The 14,900-nt window shown below is 59.7% G+C and carries 14 protein-coding genes and 1 pseudogene; 11 read left to right on the forward strand and 4 right to left on the reverse strand.

Features of this window, described 5'->3' with window-relative positions:
- A partial coding sequence (locus PHI64_RS21875) for a type II restriction endonuclease (protein WP_299887939.1) occupies positions 1–1,058 on the forward strand: 1,058 nt, incomplete at its 5' end.
- Between the two features lie 99 nt (positions 1,059–1,157).
- Here PHI64_RS21875 and copK read toward each other — a convergent pair.
- Together copK and PHI64_RS21885 are read right to left on the reverse strand one after the other, a co-directional pair.
- Positions 1,158–1,445: a periplasmic Cu(I)/Cu(II)-binding protein CopK gene (gene copK / locus PHI64_RS21880; protein WP_299887942.1), complete on the reverse strand. Its 288-nt coding sequence runs from the start codon at positions 1,443–1,445 to the stop codon at positions 1,158–1,160.
- A 230-nt stretch (positions 1,446–1,675) separates the two neighbouring features.
- Positions 1,676–2,050: a hypothetical protein gene (locus PHI64_RS21885; protein WP_299887945.1), complete on the reverse strand. Its 375-nt coding sequence runs from the start codon at positions 2,048–2,050 to the stop codon at positions 1,676–1,678.
- Positions 2,051–2,303: 253 nt separating this feature from the next.
- On the opposite strand from PHI64_RS21885, the gene PHI64_RS21890 reads away from it, so the two are divergent.
- Positions 2,304–4,709 carry a heavy metal translocating P-type ATPase gene (locus PHI64_RS21890; protein WP_299887948.1) on the forward strand — a complete coding sequence of 802 codons (2,406 nt, stop codon included), beginning with the start codon at positions 2,304–2,306 and terminating at the stop codon, positions 4,707–4,709.
- Positions 4,710–4,721: 12 nt separating this feature from the next.
- Positions 4,722–5,129, forward strand: a complete 408-nt coding sequence (gene cueR, locus PHI64_RS21895; protein WP_299887951.1) for a Cu(I)-responsive transcriptional regulator — start codon at positions 4,722–4,724, stop codon at positions 5,127–5,129.
- Positions 5,130–5,823: 694 nt separating this feature from the next.
- Here the strand turns inward: cueR and PHI64_RS21900 are convergent.
- On the reverse strand, positions 5,824–6,411 hold the full coding sequence (locus PHI64_RS21900; RefSeq protein ID WP_299887954.1) for an antitoxin Xre/MbcA/ParS toxin-binding domain-containing protein: 588 nt from the start codon (positions 6,409–6,411) through the stop codon (positions 5,824–5,826).
- A 564-nt stretch (positions 6,412–6,975) separates the two neighbouring features.
- Here PHI64_RS21900 and PHI64_RS21905 point away from each other — a divergent pair.
- Entirely contained in the window at positions 6,976–7,221 is a 246-nt protein-coding gene (locus tag PHI64_RS21905) for an MbcA/ParS/Xre antitoxin family protein (RefSeq protein WP_299887957.1), read from the forward strand.
- 103 nt (positions 7,222–7,324) lie between these two features.
- Here PHI64_RS21905 and PHI64_RS21910 read toward each other — a convergent pair whose 3' ends face one another.
- Positions 7,325–7,807 carry a hypothetical protein gene (locus PHI64_RS21910; RefSeq protein ID WP_299887960.1) on the reverse strand — a complete coding sequence of 161 codons (483 nt, stop codon included), beginning with the start codon at positions 7,805–7,807 and terminating at the stop codon, positions 7,325–7,327.
- Between the two features lie 176 nt (positions 7,808–7,983).
- Between PHI64_RS21910 and PHI64_RS21915 the strand changes: the two genes are divergently transcribed.
- The 7 genes and pseudogenes from PHI64_RS21915 to PHI64_RS21945 form a co-directional block, all read left to right on the forward strand.
- Positions 7,984–8,376 (forward strand): LysR family transcriptional regulator, encoded by a 393-nt coding sequence (locus PHI64_RS21915; protein ID WP_299887963.1) that lies wholly within the window; start codon positions 7,984–7,986, stop codon positions 8,374–8,376.
- 123 nt (positions 8,377–8,499) lie between these two features.
- Complete coding sequence (gene modA, locus PHI64_RS21920) at positions 8,500–9,468, forward strand: molybdate ABC transporter substrate-binding protein (protein WP_299887966.1); 969 nt, start codon at positions 8,500–8,502, stop codon at positions 9,466–9,468.
- A gap of 13 nt (positions 9,469–9,481) precedes the next feature.
- Positions 9,482–10,285: a sulfite exporter TauE/SafE family protein gene (locus PHI64_RS21925; protein WP_299887969.1), complete on the forward strand. Its 804-nt coding sequence runs from the start codon at positions 9,482–9,484 to the stop codon at positions 10,283–10,285.
- A gap of 13 nt (positions 10,286–10,298) precedes the next feature.
- Positions 10,299–10,979, forward strand: a complete 681-nt coding sequence (modB, locus tag PHI64_RS21930) for a molybdate ABC transporter permease subunit (protein WP_299887972.1) — start codon at positions 10,299–10,301, stop codon at positions 10,977–10,979.
- A 119-nt stretch (positions 10,980–11,098) separates the two neighbouring features.
- A complete protein-coding gene (locus tag PHI64_RS21935) occupies positions 11,099–12,040 on the forward strand; it encodes a toll/interleukin-1 receptor domain-containing protein (RefSeq protein WP_299887976.1) in 942 nt (313 codons plus the stop codon).
- A 29-nt stretch (positions 12,041–12,069) separates the two neighbouring features.
- Positions 12,070–13,296, forward strand: a complete 1,227-nt coding sequence (locus PHI64_RS21940; protein ID WP_299887979.1) for a toll/interleukin-1 receptor domain-containing protein — start codon at positions 12,070–12,072, stop codon at positions 13,294–13,296.
- Positions 13,297–13,729: 433 nt separating this feature from the next.
- Positions 13,730–14,776, forward strand: a pseudogene (locus tag PHI64_RS21945) (IS5 family transposase); the annotation flags it as partial.
- Positions 14,777–14,900 lie beyond the last annotated feature (124 nt).

The following is a 14,900-nucleotide window of genomic DNA, read 5'->3' on the forward strand; positions in this document are numbered from 1 at the left end:
AGCAGCGTCAGATCTTCAAGGGGGCCGACCATGCGTTCCTGTGGAAGCCTAAACTGAGGATTCCGGATATCTACGAAGACAGGGACAATCAACGTGCCTTTGGACGGTTGCTGCATGCGTGCGATTGCTGCACCAAGGAGGCCGACGTGCTCCAGGCGATCCGCACGCTCGAAGCCAAGGGCATCAAAGGCCTGGGGCCAGCCGCAGCCAACCTGCTTTACTTCATTCATCCCACGATCGTCGTCCCGTTCAATACGGCCATCGTCAAAGGCTACAACGCGTTGACCGGCGCTGCGGTCAAGCTCGGGCGCTGGGATCATTACCTCGCGATGCGGCAGGGGCTCATCGAGTTCAACCAGCGCCACCGGGATCTTCTGTCCAATGATCTGGGTGCCGTGGCCGGGCTTATGTTCGATCTGGGCATGGAGCGCTATCCCTTGCCGCCTGCCGAGGGGGATGCCAAGGCAACTGATGCCTGGGCCAAGGATCTGGCTGCAGTCCGGGAGGAAACCGCCGCCTTTGCCAAGCAACTCGACAAGAATCGGGTTTCCGACGAGGGACACACCGAAGTGCAAGGGTGGCTGCGAGACCTGGGGCTGGCCTTGGGGTTCTCGGTGTGGATTGCCAGCAACGACCAGAACCGGTCCTATAACGGAGGGCGCCTTGCCGACGGGTCTCTCACAGTCTTACCCCCGGCTTTGCAGAGCGAAGGGGCTGACGCGGTCCGGCTCATCGACGTGATCTGGCTGGAACGGGATTCCGGCGCAGTGACGGCGGCATTCGAGGTCGAACATACGACCTCAATCTATTCCGGCATCGTTCGGCTGCTGGATCTGGCCTTGTCCGGTGGCGCGGCCCAGCGTCATCATCTGTTCCTCGTCGCCCCCGATGAACGAGAGGCTGATGTCCGGCAGCAGGTGCTGAGGCCGGCCTTCTCACAGGTAAGGGAACTCAACATCCGCTATCTGCCGTATGGGGAGCTACGACAGCACCGGGAAGCCATCGCCCGTTTCGGGGCTGGTATCAAGCCTGTGGAGGGAATCGCTAGAGCATTCTGAATCCGCATCGAGATGGGTAATCAGCAACGAGTCCGGAAGCCCCCAAGCCGCTCAGGGAATGTTGAGGGCTCCCGATCAATCAGGCACAAAATGTGCCGATCAGCTACCGTCACCATGCCGCAATAGCGAGTCAAGCCGCATGACTTCGTCTCCATGCATGATGATCTTCCGACCATCCCTGGTTTCCATGACGGTTTCTTTCTTCATGCGAGTCGCACGGCCATACTTGTCTTCCATGGCCATTTTTCCGTCCTTGAAGATATAGACCGTCGAGCCATCCTTCAGCTCGATGACCTCTCTTGCCGCGGCACGCGCCTCATCAGAAGCGAATGCGCCCGTTGTACCCAGGATGCTCAGTGCGGCCACGACCAGCATTTTCTTCAGCATTTCTCTCTCCTTCAGGTTGTGTGCAGGTGGTCCTGCACTTGTATGATGGACGGTGGCTCCTTACGGGAGCCAAACCGCCCGATGACAGTTTTGTCAGCGGCTCGTTATGTTGTCGAGCCGCTTTGCTGCCGAATAAAACGCACCAGCTGACAGTCGCAACTGAATGCCAGGACTTGAGGCAGAGGCGCGAATTACGTTAGAGACGGATCCACAAGTGACTTTCGTCGGAGCTACTTGCCCTTGGTCACTTCATGGATGGCGTGTCCTCCCACTCCTTCTTCGTGGTTGTTCTTATCCCGATCCAGGGTTTTTTCGGCTTCGCGCTTTCTGGCCTGGCTTTCCTTTGTCGCCGGCGGCATTTTCTTGACTTCGTGGATGGCGTGGCCACCAACCCCCTCCAAGTGGTTGCCCTTCTCCCGGTCCCAGTTCTTCTGCAGATCACGCTCCTTTTTCACATCGGCAGCGGTGGGTTTGCCTTGCTTTTGCAGTTCGTTGAGGGTGTGTCCGCCAACGCCTTCAACGTGATTGTCCTTGTCTCCGAGATCTGCATGGGCAGCACCGGCAGCGAGCAGCAGCGCGGCAAATACGGTGGAAATGAGTTTCATGATTTTCTCCTTCGGTTCAGTCGTGAATGAGCCTGCAGTTGAAGGATGCGCTAGCGACCCTTACGCGACCCGAACGAGGCGGTGACAATTGCGTCACCTGTATGTCAGGAACAGGAGCGTCATCCAGATTTCGGGAGGGAGATCCGACCTACCGTTGTCCCAATTGCAAAGTAAAAAATGTGCTCCGGCACCGTTGACCTTCCCATGATGGCAAGGTCTAGGCTGCTCCTGTCACCTCAACAGGAGTTGCATCATGAGTTCTTCCACTACCGCACTGCCGCGCCAGGCGCTCTCGATCGGCATTGAGGGCATGACCTGCAGCAGTTGCGCTGCCCGCATAGAAAAGGTGCTGGGGCGCCTGCCCGGCGTTTCCAGGGCCACGGTCAGTTTCTCCACCGAATCGGCGCTGCTGGAGTCCGATTCGGTCGTTGACATGGCGACCGTACGCCAGGCGATCGAGAAGGCGGGCTTCCATGTCCCTGAGGAAAACCGGGTACTGGCGATCACAGGGATGACCTGCAGCAGCTGCGCCGCGCGAGTGGAGAAGGCCCTGAGCAGCACTCCCGGAGTTGTGAGCGCCACCGTCAACCTCGCCACCGAACAGGCGCATGTCACGTTGACCCGCGGCGTACCTGTCGCTGTCTTGATCGAGGTCGTCCAGAAGGCAGGCTACGACGTGGCATGGGTGACGGAAGATTCTCGGGGCGAAACCCCATCCGTTCGTCACGGTGCCGAATGGTGGCCTGTCGCGGTTGCGGCGACCCTGTCCCTTCCGCTCGTCATTCCGATGCTGGCTGATCTTTTCGGTGTGCACTGGATGCTGCCCGGTTGGGTCCAGTTGTTGTTGGCGACCCCTGTTCAATTTTGGCTGGGGCTGCGTTTCTACCGTGCAGGCTGGAAGGCACTGCGCGCCGGTAGTGGGAACATGGATCTCCTGGTGGCCCTTGGAACAACTGCAGCCTACGGACTCAGCGCCTACCTGCTGGCAACGCCGACCCGCGGTGAAATACCTCATCTGTACTTTGAAGCTTCAGCCGTGGTGATCACTCTGGTATTGCTGGGCAAGTGGCTTGAAGCCAGGGCCAAGCGGCAAACCTCCGAAGCGATCCGAGCGCTCCAGGCTCTGCGACCCGCCGTTGCCCGCATTCGTACAAATGACGGAGATCAGGAGATCACCATCGATGCGGTCCGCGTGGGCGACGTGGTTGTCGTGAAGCCCGGTGAGCGGGTCCCAGTGGATGGTCAGATCATGGAAGGAGAAAGCCACTTGGACGAATCCATGTTGACCGGTGAAAGCCTGCCGGTCCCCAGGCAGCCGGGAGATCGCGTCAGCGGTGGTGCGATCAATGCCGACGGCTTGCTGCTGGTGCGGACAACGGCCATCGGTACGGAAACCACTTTGGCCCGGATCATCCGGTTGGTCGAGAGTGCCCAGTCTGCCAAAGCGCCCATTCAGCGCCTGGTGGACCGGGTGAGTGCGGTATTTGTCCCAGTGGTCATGCTCATTGCCCTGCTGACCTTTGGTGGGTGGTGGGCTTACGGCGGTGATGTCGAGACAGCGATCATCAACGCCGTCGCGGTGCTCGTGATTGCCTGTCCGTGCGCATTGGGGCTTGCCACGCCCACGGCGATCATGGCGGGTACGGGGGTTGCCGCTCGACACGGCATTCTCGTGAAGGATGCGGAGGCGCTGGAAGTGGCGCACAAGGTGACGGCGGTCGTCTTCGACAAGACCGGCACCCTGACGGAAGGCAAGCCCCAGGTCGTGGCCTTTGAAACCGTTGGCGGCGATACTCAGCAGCTCCTCAGCCTTGCTGCCAGTCTTCAGTTGGGTAGCGAGCATCCCTTGGCGCGGGCCGTGAGCCATGCTGCCCAGGACGCCGGACTGAGCCCGATCAGTGCCCGGTTCGTTCAGGCTTTACCCGGACGCGGGCTTGCCGGCGAAATTGATGGCACACGCTACGTGCTGGGCAATGCCCGATTGATGCAGGAACACGGCTTCACGATGACCCCTCTCGCTGACACCGCAATGCGCCTCCAAGCCGAAGGGCGGACCGTCTCCTGGTTAGCATCGGAAGGTGCCCAAGCGGTGCTGGGCTTGATCGCCTTTGGCGACCGGCTGAAGCCAGAGGCGCTGGCCAGTATCGACCGCCTCAAGCAGATGGGCATCAGAACCGCGCTGATTACGGGCGATAGTCGGGGCGCTGCGCATGGAGTGGCAACCGAGCTTGAAATCGATCAGTGCCTGGCCGAAGTGCTGCCAGGGGACAAGGCCGCCGCGATCGAAACCATGAAACAGGAAGGCCATGTTGTTGCCATGGTGGGTGATGGCATCAACGATGCCCCGGCCTTGGCTGCTGCCGACATCGGCATCGCCATGGGAACCGGAACGGACGTGGCCATGCATGCGGCCGGGGTGACCTTGATGCGCGGCGATCTGGCTCTGGTCGCTTCGACAATCGACATCTCCCGCCGGACCTACGCGAAAATGCGGCAGAACCTGTTCTGGGCTTGTGTCTACAACGTCGTGGGCATTCCCCTGGCGGCCGCGGGACTCCTGAACCCAGTCATCGCGGGGGCTGCCATGGCATTCTCAAGCGTCAGTGTGGTGTCGAACGCGTTGCTGCTTCGGCGCTGGCGCCCCGTCAAACTTGGATAAGAGGAAGGCGACATGAACATCGGAGCGGTTGCCAAGGCCAGCGGTGTCTCGGCCAAGATGATCCGCCACTATGAGCAAATCGGCTTGATTGGCCACAGCCCCCGGACCGAAGCGGGCTACCGCCAGTATCAGGAACGGGATCTGCACACACTGAAGTTCATTCGCAGTGCCCGTGATCTTGGGTTCTCTCTCGATCAGATTCACCAACTCCTTTCGCTCTGGTATGACGAAAAGCGTTCCAGTGCAGAAGTGAAGCAGCTCGCGGAAAGTCACTTGAGCGATCTGGATGAGCGAATTCAGGCGCTCTCCGCGATGCGCGACGCACTGGTGCGCTTGTCGGAGAGTTGTTGCGGTGACGATCGCCCTGATTGTCCGATTCTTGAGGGGCTCGCCGGGCACGGGCCTCCTGACGTTTACTGAGGAGTCGAAGCCTATGTCGCGTCGCCATGAAGTCGTACATCCGCAGCACTCGCGACACGCCGATCGGTGGGCACCCCCGGCCTTCACCTTTGGTAGAACGGCTCAATATCTGTCTCCCGGCCACCCAAGGGTATTCCGGGAATGGGCAGTTACAACTCGGCCATTGTCTTGTTAGGGAGCCTGGCGCGTTTCACTGCTTCGGCGGAGCCTCATTTCTTACCCTTGGATTGAGACAACGCACTCCCTGCTGCGGACTTCGACTGGGCGCTGGTTCGACCATCCGTCAAGACTTTCGATGCGGAGGTTGCGGCTTGCGGCGAAGTCTGTTTCTTAGGTGCGTCTTTCTGTGATAGAGCGCTTCCCGCCGCCGTCTTGGAGTTGGTGCCCGTTGACTTGCTTTGCAGGGTCTTGGACGCCGCTGTCGCGGCTTTGGCACCCGTCGTCTTCGTGTTCGGCATTACGAATCTCCTCATCATTAGAAGGTCAAGGAACGTGCCAACAGCATACATGACTTCGGACTTTTCCTCCGGAGGCGAAGGCGAACGGTGCCGGGCTTCCGAGAACCCAGGTCAAGCGGCTCCTCCCGTGATTTGGTGGCTGTACGGTATTGACTTCAAGACAGCTGCCCGATGGGGATCGGTGCCGTGGCAGGACGGTTACTTGTGGGCCACAATGTAGCTCCTCCATGCGCGCATCAGGCAAAAACCCCGGCCTGGGACTGCACCAGCAGCCGGGAGACCCGTTCTTGTCCTTCTATCGTGTCCATGTAGTCCGCTGGTTTTGCCCCTCCCAACGCAGGAATGGGCTGTTCAAGCCAATCACCAACCCACCGGGCCGCATCAAAGCCTGTTGAATCACCCGAGTCGCCTACCATGACAGCGACTTGACCGATCAAGCGCTCCAGTCCCAGTACGCGTTCTGACTGATCGGTCGACAGCATCTCGCCTTCACGTATTTTTCGCGCAATGGTGGCTGGCCGCAGGTCAAGGAATCGAACAAGACGCTCCTTGGGTATGGCCGTCACATCAACGATCAGGTCCACGTGGGTGGCTGAAACCTTGCCCCGAACCACCCCGGCATACTCGGCTGCGGAGGCTTGGTAGAGATTCTTGGCATAAGCGAGCACGCCGGCGCGAACATGGAAGGAGCCTGCAAGCTCCGTGATCACCCTTCCTTGGGACTTCTTCATGGTGCTGACCACCTTGACGCCAGAGGTCACGCGCCCCTTGGCTTGAGCCGTCTGAACCCACTTGGAACGTGGTGTCTTCGTTCTGAATTCCATGATCACACCTGCTCACCAGGGCTTTTAGTGTAGCTCAAATGACACAACGCCCCGAGTTGGTCCGGGCTGAGCCTGAAGGCCGCTGGAAATGCCAATAGCAGAGGTTTCGCTGGTAAGGCTCTTTGAGAATGACAGGTCAACTTATCGGTAATCTCCAGTGGTAGTTGAGAGTTCAGAAATTGGCTCCATGGAGTAACTTCGCATCGGTGCTGTGCCTGAGGTTTGAGGGATATGGCACGACAGGGAAGGTGGTGATCAGATCGTTCGTTTGGGGTTTCGCACTGACCTCCTCTTGCTTGCTCATTCCTCTGTTGGGCACCGGATAAAGTCGAGCAGTGCTGTAGCCTGCTTTTCTGAGCCGTAAGCGAGGTGTAGAAGGTACTGCATTCGCAAAGAATCTCTATCGAGCTTCGCCGGCCGAGCGCGTGCGCCTCATCCGTACCGGAGTGCCGGCGTCCAGAATCCCAGAGCTTACAGAGGCCACGCATCTCCCGCGAGAGCGCCTACTAGGCATGCTCAAGCATGCCTGGATTCTCAGCCAGACGGAATGCCCGTAAAGGTTCGATGTTCTCGACCGAGCAATCCGAGCGCGTGATCAGGTTGGAGTGCCTGATCGGCCAAATTGCGGTCATGGTGGACAACGCCGGCGGCTCAAAGGACTTCGATGCAGCCCGATGGGTTGGCGAGTGGCTTGAGCAGCCTGTGCACGCCTTGGGAGGAGCGAAACCGGCTGATTTTATGGGGACGATGACGGGTCAGGCACTTGTCTCCAGCCTCCTTATACAGTCGCTGGCTGGGGTGCTCGCGTAATTCGGGACTTGCGACTGATTGGCTGGGAATGTGTCCAGGTTCCACTGCATGCTTGATCGGGAGTCAGTGCCCCCTACGTCCGGCAGGCATGGGTTCTTCACGCCTACCCGAACCCGTGCTTCGTGTCATGACTCAGCGCAGGAGCCGTTAGTGCTGCGCTTTCGCCGGCTTTTAGTCTGAGGGCAGCAAGCTCGGCACGCACGGCATCACGCATAGATTGTCTTGATACTGGGGTGTTGGCCCACAGCCGCTCCTGCTCTTCCGCTCTGATTTCCATTGTATCGACTGCGAAATCCAACCAGCTCGGATACCCGGTCGGCGGCGCCGGCAGATCGTCCTCATCAGCCTGGACTTCGGCATGCTTGAGTAGCGTAGCCACGATGTCTTGGTCAGAGCCCTCAACTTCAAACCAACTTGCACACACCTCGCCGGCGTGCCGCCGCCACAGCTCCGCAGCATCGCGCAGGGTGACCTTGAAGCCCAAATTGGCCGCGGCCGTAACGATGCGTTCGATGTCCGTCGGGTAATCAACGAGCGGATCGAAGTCAGGTTTCACAGGTCGAGGTGCTGGCGTCAGGCGTTTCATATCTCAAAGGTACGTCCCGGCTGCGGCGTATCCCCGCATCAGTCTGAACTTTGGCTTGCTTTGGGGGTGAGGTCAATCGGGGCCAGGCCCCTTGTACGCCATGTGAGACCTGATCGGGGTGCCGGCAGTCGGTCTGAGGGGGCTTTCCAGGCTCCATCTTTCGGGGCTCTGGAGCCATGTCGTTCCCCAAGGTAAGCTCCCTGCTCATGACCTTGGCCAACGAACCCGCTCCATCCATCCGCATCCGCCCGCGCATCTACATCGGCAAGAACATCGCTCTTGGCCCTGGCAAGATCGATCTGCTGGAGATGGTGGACAAGACCCGTTCCATCTCCGCCGCCGCGCGAGCACTGGGAGTGCCCTACAAGAAGGCGTGGCTGCTCATCGACTCCCTCAACCAGGGCTTCGGTCGTCCGGTTGTCGACACTGCGACAGGCGGTAAAGGCGGCGGCGGGGCCCGCCTGACGCCGCTCGGACAGGAGCTTGTTAGCCGCTATGTCGCATTGGAGCAGCGCATCAATGCGGCATCCGAGGCCGAACTACAGGCTCTAGTCGCGCTCGCGGACTGATTTTTCCGGGCTGTTGCTTTGCATGGCACATGCCTTGCATCACACACCTCGTTATGTCGTTTTTGACCTAACGCTGTCAGAATACCGACAAGCTCATGTGATGGATGCCTGTGGAGTGATGCGATGCGAACCGTGTGTTCAACCGGCTTGTGGGTCGAGCCGGCTGCTCAAGCGGTCGATGCACATGCAGCCGCTACAGCCACGTTCAGCATCCCGATTGAGAAGATCACTTCGACCATCGCAAAGCCGACAGGGCACAAGGTGGTGATCGCCTCTGACGCGGCTAGGAATTTTGATCATTCAACCAAGGAGGCTCCCATGTCATTCCTCAAGCACTTGCTCGCAGTCTGTGCGCTCATCACGACGGTCGGCACGGCGCACGCTGAAAAAATCACGATCGCCGCCGCCGCGGATCTGAAGTTCGCCATGGACGACATCGTGACGACCTTCAAGAAAGCCAATCCGGCTGATGAGGTCGATATCACTTATGGTTCGTCGGGCAAGTTCCATACGCAGATCCAGCAGGGGGCGCCCTACGATCTGTTCTTCTCGGCGGATATCGGCTTCCCCCGTGAATTGGCCAAGAGCGGCTTCGCTGCCTCCGACGTCAAGCCCTATGCTGTGGGCCGCATCGTGTTGTGGAGCAATAGCCTCGATGCTAGCAAGATGACTTTGGCAGGCCTCAGCGATCCGAAGATCACCCGCGTCGCCATTGCCAATCCCAAGCATGCCCCCTACGGCAAGCGCGCCGAAGAAGCCCTGCGTGCCGCGGGGCTGTGGGAGAAGGTTGAGCCGAAACTCGTGTATGGCGAGAGCATCGCCCACACGGCCCAATTCGTCCAGACCGGCAATGCCCAGGTCGGCATCCTCGCCTTGTCCCTGGCGATCAATCCGGAGTTGGCCGGCAAAGGCGGCTACGCCTTGATTCCTGACAGCCTCCATGCACCGCTGGAACAGGGCTTCGTCATCACCAAGCGAGCGGCCGGGAATGCCCTTGCCAAGCGCTTTGCTGATTACATGGGGAGCAAGACGGCGCGGGCGGTGATGGCCAAGTATGGTTTTGTTCTGCCCGGCGACGTTGTCTCGAAGTGAGTTGGAGACAACGATGAACACCAGAAAACGTGCAGGCCAAGGTTTTGTGGCGGGTTCCCTGATTGGGACCCTAGGAGGTCTGATCGGTCTGGGGGGAGCGGAGTTTCGCCTCCCGGTACTGGTCGGGCTGTTTCGACTCTCCACCCTGGAGGCGGTCATCCTCAACAAGGCCATGAGCCTGGTTGTCGTTGCCTCGGCGCTGCTCTTTCGCTTGAGGGCCATCCCCTTCGAGCAACTCATCCAGCACGGGGATGTAGCACTCAATCTCCTCGCCGGCAGTCTCATTGGCGCCTGGTGGGCAGCAGGGCATGCGCTGACGATGCCGCGCACGCGTCTTAACCAGGTGATCATGGTGCTACTGGTAGGCCTTGCCGTGGTGATGCTCTCCGAGTCGTGGCTGGGACTGCACGACAGCGGGGCGCCACTGTTTGAGGGCGGTCCGACGCGTATCGTTGTCGGGTTGCTTGCCGGTTTCGGCATCGGCACCGCAGCGGCCCTGCTGGGCGTGGCCGGCGGCGAGTTGCTGATACCCACCATCGTCTTGATCTATGGGATCGACATCAAGCTGGCCGGGAGTCTGTCTCTGGTGGTCAGCCTTCCGACCATGATCGTCGGCTTTGCCCGTTACAGCGGCTCTGACGCCTTCGCCGTGCTGAAAGCGGAGCGCCCGCTGTTTCGCTGGATGGTGGTCGGATCGATCCTCGGGGCTGGTATGGGAGGCTTGTTGCTGGGGCTAGTGCCGCCGGAGATCCTGATCAGCGGGCTGGGCGTCATCCTGCTGATTTCCGCCGTCAAGACCTTCAAGCATGCACACTGAAAGCGAGGCCTTCATGCTGCTCAGCGACAGCGATCTGCAGGCCATCTGGCTGACGGTCAAGCTCTCCAGCCTGGTGACGTTGGTTCTACTCTTGATCGGGACGCCGATCGCCTGGTGGCTGGCGCGGACACGCTCCTGGCTGAAGGGGCCGATTGGTGCGGTGGTGGCATTGCCACTGGTACTGCCGCCCTCTGTCCTGGGCTTCTACATGCTGTTGGCGATGGGGCCGCATGGCCCAATCGGGCACCTGACCCGGGTGCTCGGGATCGGCGCCTTACCCTTCACCTTCTGGGGGCTGGCGCTGGCGTCGGTATTTTACTCCATGCCCTTCATGATCCAGCCCTTGCAGAACGCCTTTGAAGGGATTGGGGATCGTCCGCTGGAAGTGGCTGCCACCCTGCGTGCCTCACCGCTCGACACCTTCTTCACCGTGGCGTTGCCGCTTGCACTACCGGGCTTCATTTCGGCCAGCATCCTGACTTTCGCCCATACCGTCGGAGAGTTCGGTGTCGTGCTGATGATCGGGGGGAACCTGCCAGGGGTGACGCGTGTTGCCTCAGTGCAAATCTACGATCACGTGGAGGCACTGGAGTACGCCGACGCCCATCGGTTGGCGGCGATCATGCTGGTGTTTTCCTTCGTCGTCTTGCTTGGCATGTACGCATGGCGGCCGGGTACGAAGAAGACGAAGTGAAACGTGGCACCGAGAGGGGGTAGATCGAGGAACCGGGTGTGACTGATATTCCAAAGTGATCTGTGGCACGATAGTGAGAAGTCACTTTTTCGCGTTCCTTCTGAATCCCAGACCGACCTATGATCCTTCCACCCAAGGTATTCCTCAGCTACGCCTTTGAAGATACGGCCCTGGCGGACAAGATCGCCAACACTCTCCAACAGAATGGTATTGATACATGGTGGGCCGGATGGTGTATCCGTGCAGGCGATAGTATTCGGCAGCGCATTGACGAGGGGCTCGACGATTGCACACACTTTGTTGTGCTGCTAACACCAACGTCAATCGGGAAATCGTGGGTGAATGCAGAAATCGATGCGGGGTTGATCCGCAAGCTCGGCGAGTCCACTCGTTTCATTCCGCTTCGGTGCGGTCTTTCTGCCTCGGATTTGCCCCCCCTGCTTAGCGGGATGCTCTCGCCCGAGCTTGATCCGACGAATGTCGATCTTTGTCAGTTGATCGGTGATATCCATGGCGTGAGTCGCAAACCCCCTCTGGGGCCGGCTCCCAAGGTCCTTCGGGCCGCCGAAGCCGCGCCGACAGGATTCTCGGCCTCGGCAACTGCTGTCGCCAGGCTCTTCGTGCAAAGCTCCAAGAATGGGAAGCATCATGATCCCAGTTATGACCTCGCGCGTTTGGCGACGGAGTTGCAGTTATCCGAGGAAGATACGAAGGACGCTGTGTTTGAACTCGGCCCGCTGGTGAATAACTATCGGGACAAACACATCACCCCAGAGGATGCCCTGTTCGTTGCGTTTGACCGATTCTGGATGCCTTGGGATGCCGAGACAGATGCGCTTCAGGTTGCAGTGGGGCTCATCAACGATCCAGATTTCCCCAAGGAGCAAGACAAGTTAGCTGAGCACCTCGGTTGGCCGGCCAGGCGCTTGAACCCGGCGATAGCTTATCTTGCCGACCGCGCACTGATCCTGTTCCGGAAGTCTACGAGCGGGAGGGCTTGGCGCTTTTCCTTCATCATGAAGACTGATGAAACCCGACGCTTTGTTAAGAGCCGGAGCTAATCAGCGCGTGAACCGCGAAGGGAGGGAATGTGCTCAAAGTGACATTGAACGGGAAGCCGCTGACAAAGGACTCGATAGAAGAGGCGATTGTCGAACAGGTCGTTGCGCACTTTCGGGAGCGGCTAGGTTCGATTCGCCATCCTGAAACCGGGGAGTTTCCGACAATCCTGGTGACAGGAACGGACCTCTCCGATCTGAAGGTGCGAGTGGAAGGCTCCCCCGCGCTCTTGGAGCTGGTTCAACAACGCCTGAATGGCCCAGAGACCTCGGAAGTCACTCAGAATGTGGAGCGTGACCCAAGTGTGGTCGGGCTTGGTGGGGCACGGGCACCCAACGTCTTTCTAAGTCACGCCTCTGAAGATGCCGAGCTTGCCAAGAGTGTTGCTGAGGCGCTGACCCAACATGGGATCGAAACGTGGTGGTCTCCATGGTGCATCGGGGCTGGGGACAGTATCCGTCAGCGGATCGACGAGGGATTGGGGGCGTGTACGCACTTTGTGGTTTTGCTGACGCCCAGATCGTTGGACAAACCGTGGGTGAACGCCGAGATGGATGCGGGCTTGATTCAAAAGCTCAATATGGGCACTCGTTTTATCGCGCTTCGGTGTGGTCTCGCTGTTTCCGAACTGCCTCCTCTCCTGCAAAGCGCCTATTCTCCGGAGGTGAGTCCGGAGCAGTCTGATTGGCACCAGCTGGTCAACGATATTCACGGCATAACCCGCAAGCCTCCACTCGGCCCACAACCAAGCATTGTTGCCCAGCTCGAAGGCGTGTCTTCAGGGGCTTCACCTGCGGCAACGGCACTGGCCAGATTGTTTGTCGAGGGCGCAACGCATGCGCTCTCTCACGACCCCGTGCTGGAGATGAGCGAAGTTGCTGGCACGCTTTCCTTGTCGTCAGACGACCTGGAAGACGCCCTTCATGAACTGAATGGCCTGGTCTCCGAGCATTTTGGCCGGCTCTACCCTCAAGAGGCACTGTTTGCGAGGTTCGATAGATTCTGGATGCCTTGGACCCCAGAGGAGGATGCCGTTCGTATCGCGGCGGGGCTCGTGGGTGACGACGGTTTCCCTGACACACCTGAAGAAATCTCAGAAGTGCTCGGATGGCCCCCTCGACGACTGAATCCTGCGCTGACCTACCTCATCGAACGAGAGCTCGTGAGCCACACAAGGTTTTACGGTGCGACCGATTGGGTGACAAACCGTTTGGCAAAAACAGCGGCTACGCGGCGCTTCGTCAAAAGTCGGTCTTAGAGAAATCCCAGATGTGCCGTACCGGCCCTTGAAGAGCTGCGCAAGTCAATGCCCTGGAGCCATTCGTAACCGGTTTGTCACTTTACTTTCATACCATCCTGAGCCAGACTCCGCGCGTTTTCATTTTGCGGAGCCCCCACGTGGGCCCTTGTTCGAGTGATAGTTATCGCTTCGTCTCCCTGACGAGCGCGCACTTGGCAGGATAACGCAGTTTCTACTGCCGCTGTCTCGCCCGGTGCGGGAAGCGGCATGAGCGCCACCTCTACGGCTCTCAACCAATTTCCATTCAAACAGTTTGTGTAGGTAGTCGCCCCTGAACAACCGGCCCGCCCCTTTCCCCGGGCGGGCTGAGCACCGCTGAGGCCTTGCCGAATCCTCCAGTTTCCAGTGCAATTGCATTCACTTTCTGGAAGATTTGGAGCGCAGGTTTTCAATGACCACCCCGGACTTTTTCCGCGCCCGGCTGGACGCGATGATCGATCTGCGCCACCCACTCGCGGTATTGGCATCCCGCATGCCGTGGGTCGAGATCGAATCGGCGCTGGCGCCATGCTTTTCCCGCCGGGACCGCCAAGGGCGTCCGATCGAAGGCCTGGATCTGTTTGGCCCGACCTTGAAGGTGGCGGGCGCAGGCCCCAGCGCAGCAGGTCGCCCGCGCCTGCCGATTCGGTTGATGGTCGGGCTGCTGTATCTGAAACACGCGTTCGGCGAGAGCGACGAGAGCGTCGTTCAACGATGGGCGGAGAATCCGTATTGGCAGTTCTTTTGCGGCGGTGAGTATTTCGAGACCCGCTTGCCCTGCGACCCGAGTGGCCTGACGCGTTTCCGTCACGCGCTGGGGGATGCGGGGGTGGAAGAACTTCTGGCCAAGACCATCGAAACCGCGGTGTCGCTGAAGGCCATCGCCCCGCAGGACCTGGAGCGGGTCATCGTCGATTCCACGGTGCAGGAGAAGGCCATCGCCTTTCCCACCGACAGCCGGCTGCTCGACGTGGCCCGGCGCAAACTGGTGCTGATCGCCAAACGCTCTGGCGTGGTGCTGCGTCAGACCTTCGAGAAGGAAGGCCGCAGCCTCAAGCGGCGGGCTGGTGGCTACGCCCACGCCAAGCAGTACCGGCGCCTGCGCCGCGTGCTCAAGCGCCAGCGGACGATCCTGGGCCGGGTCATGCGCGACCTGGAACGTCGCCTGCCGGAGCTTGCCGACGGCATGAAGGAGATCGCCACCCTGTGGCTCAAGCGGGCCCGCCGCATTCACACCCAGCGGCCCAAGGACAAGAACAAGCTCTACGCCCTGCACGCACCGGAAGTCGAATGCATCGGTAAGGGCAAAGCGCGCCAGCCCTATGAATTCGGCGTCAAGGTGGGCATTGCCACCACCGAAAGAGGCAACCTGATCGTCGGCGCCCGGGCCTTTCCCGGCAACCCCTACGACGGCCACACCCTTGCCGAGCAGATCGAACAAGCCACGATCCTGATGCAGGGCAATCGCATCGACCCAGCATAACCGCCTCAAAAATCCCGTTCACATTCATGCAATTACAACCCCCCCTGTTCACCGGGCCGCATTTTGTGTAGTTTCCTGCCTTTTTGGGCTTCCCATGAAG

This window comes from Zoogloea sp. (assembly GCF_028689785.1).
Classification (GTDB): domain Bacteria; phylum Pseudomonadota; class Gammaproteobacteria; order Burkholderiales; family Rhodocyclaceae; genus Zoogloea.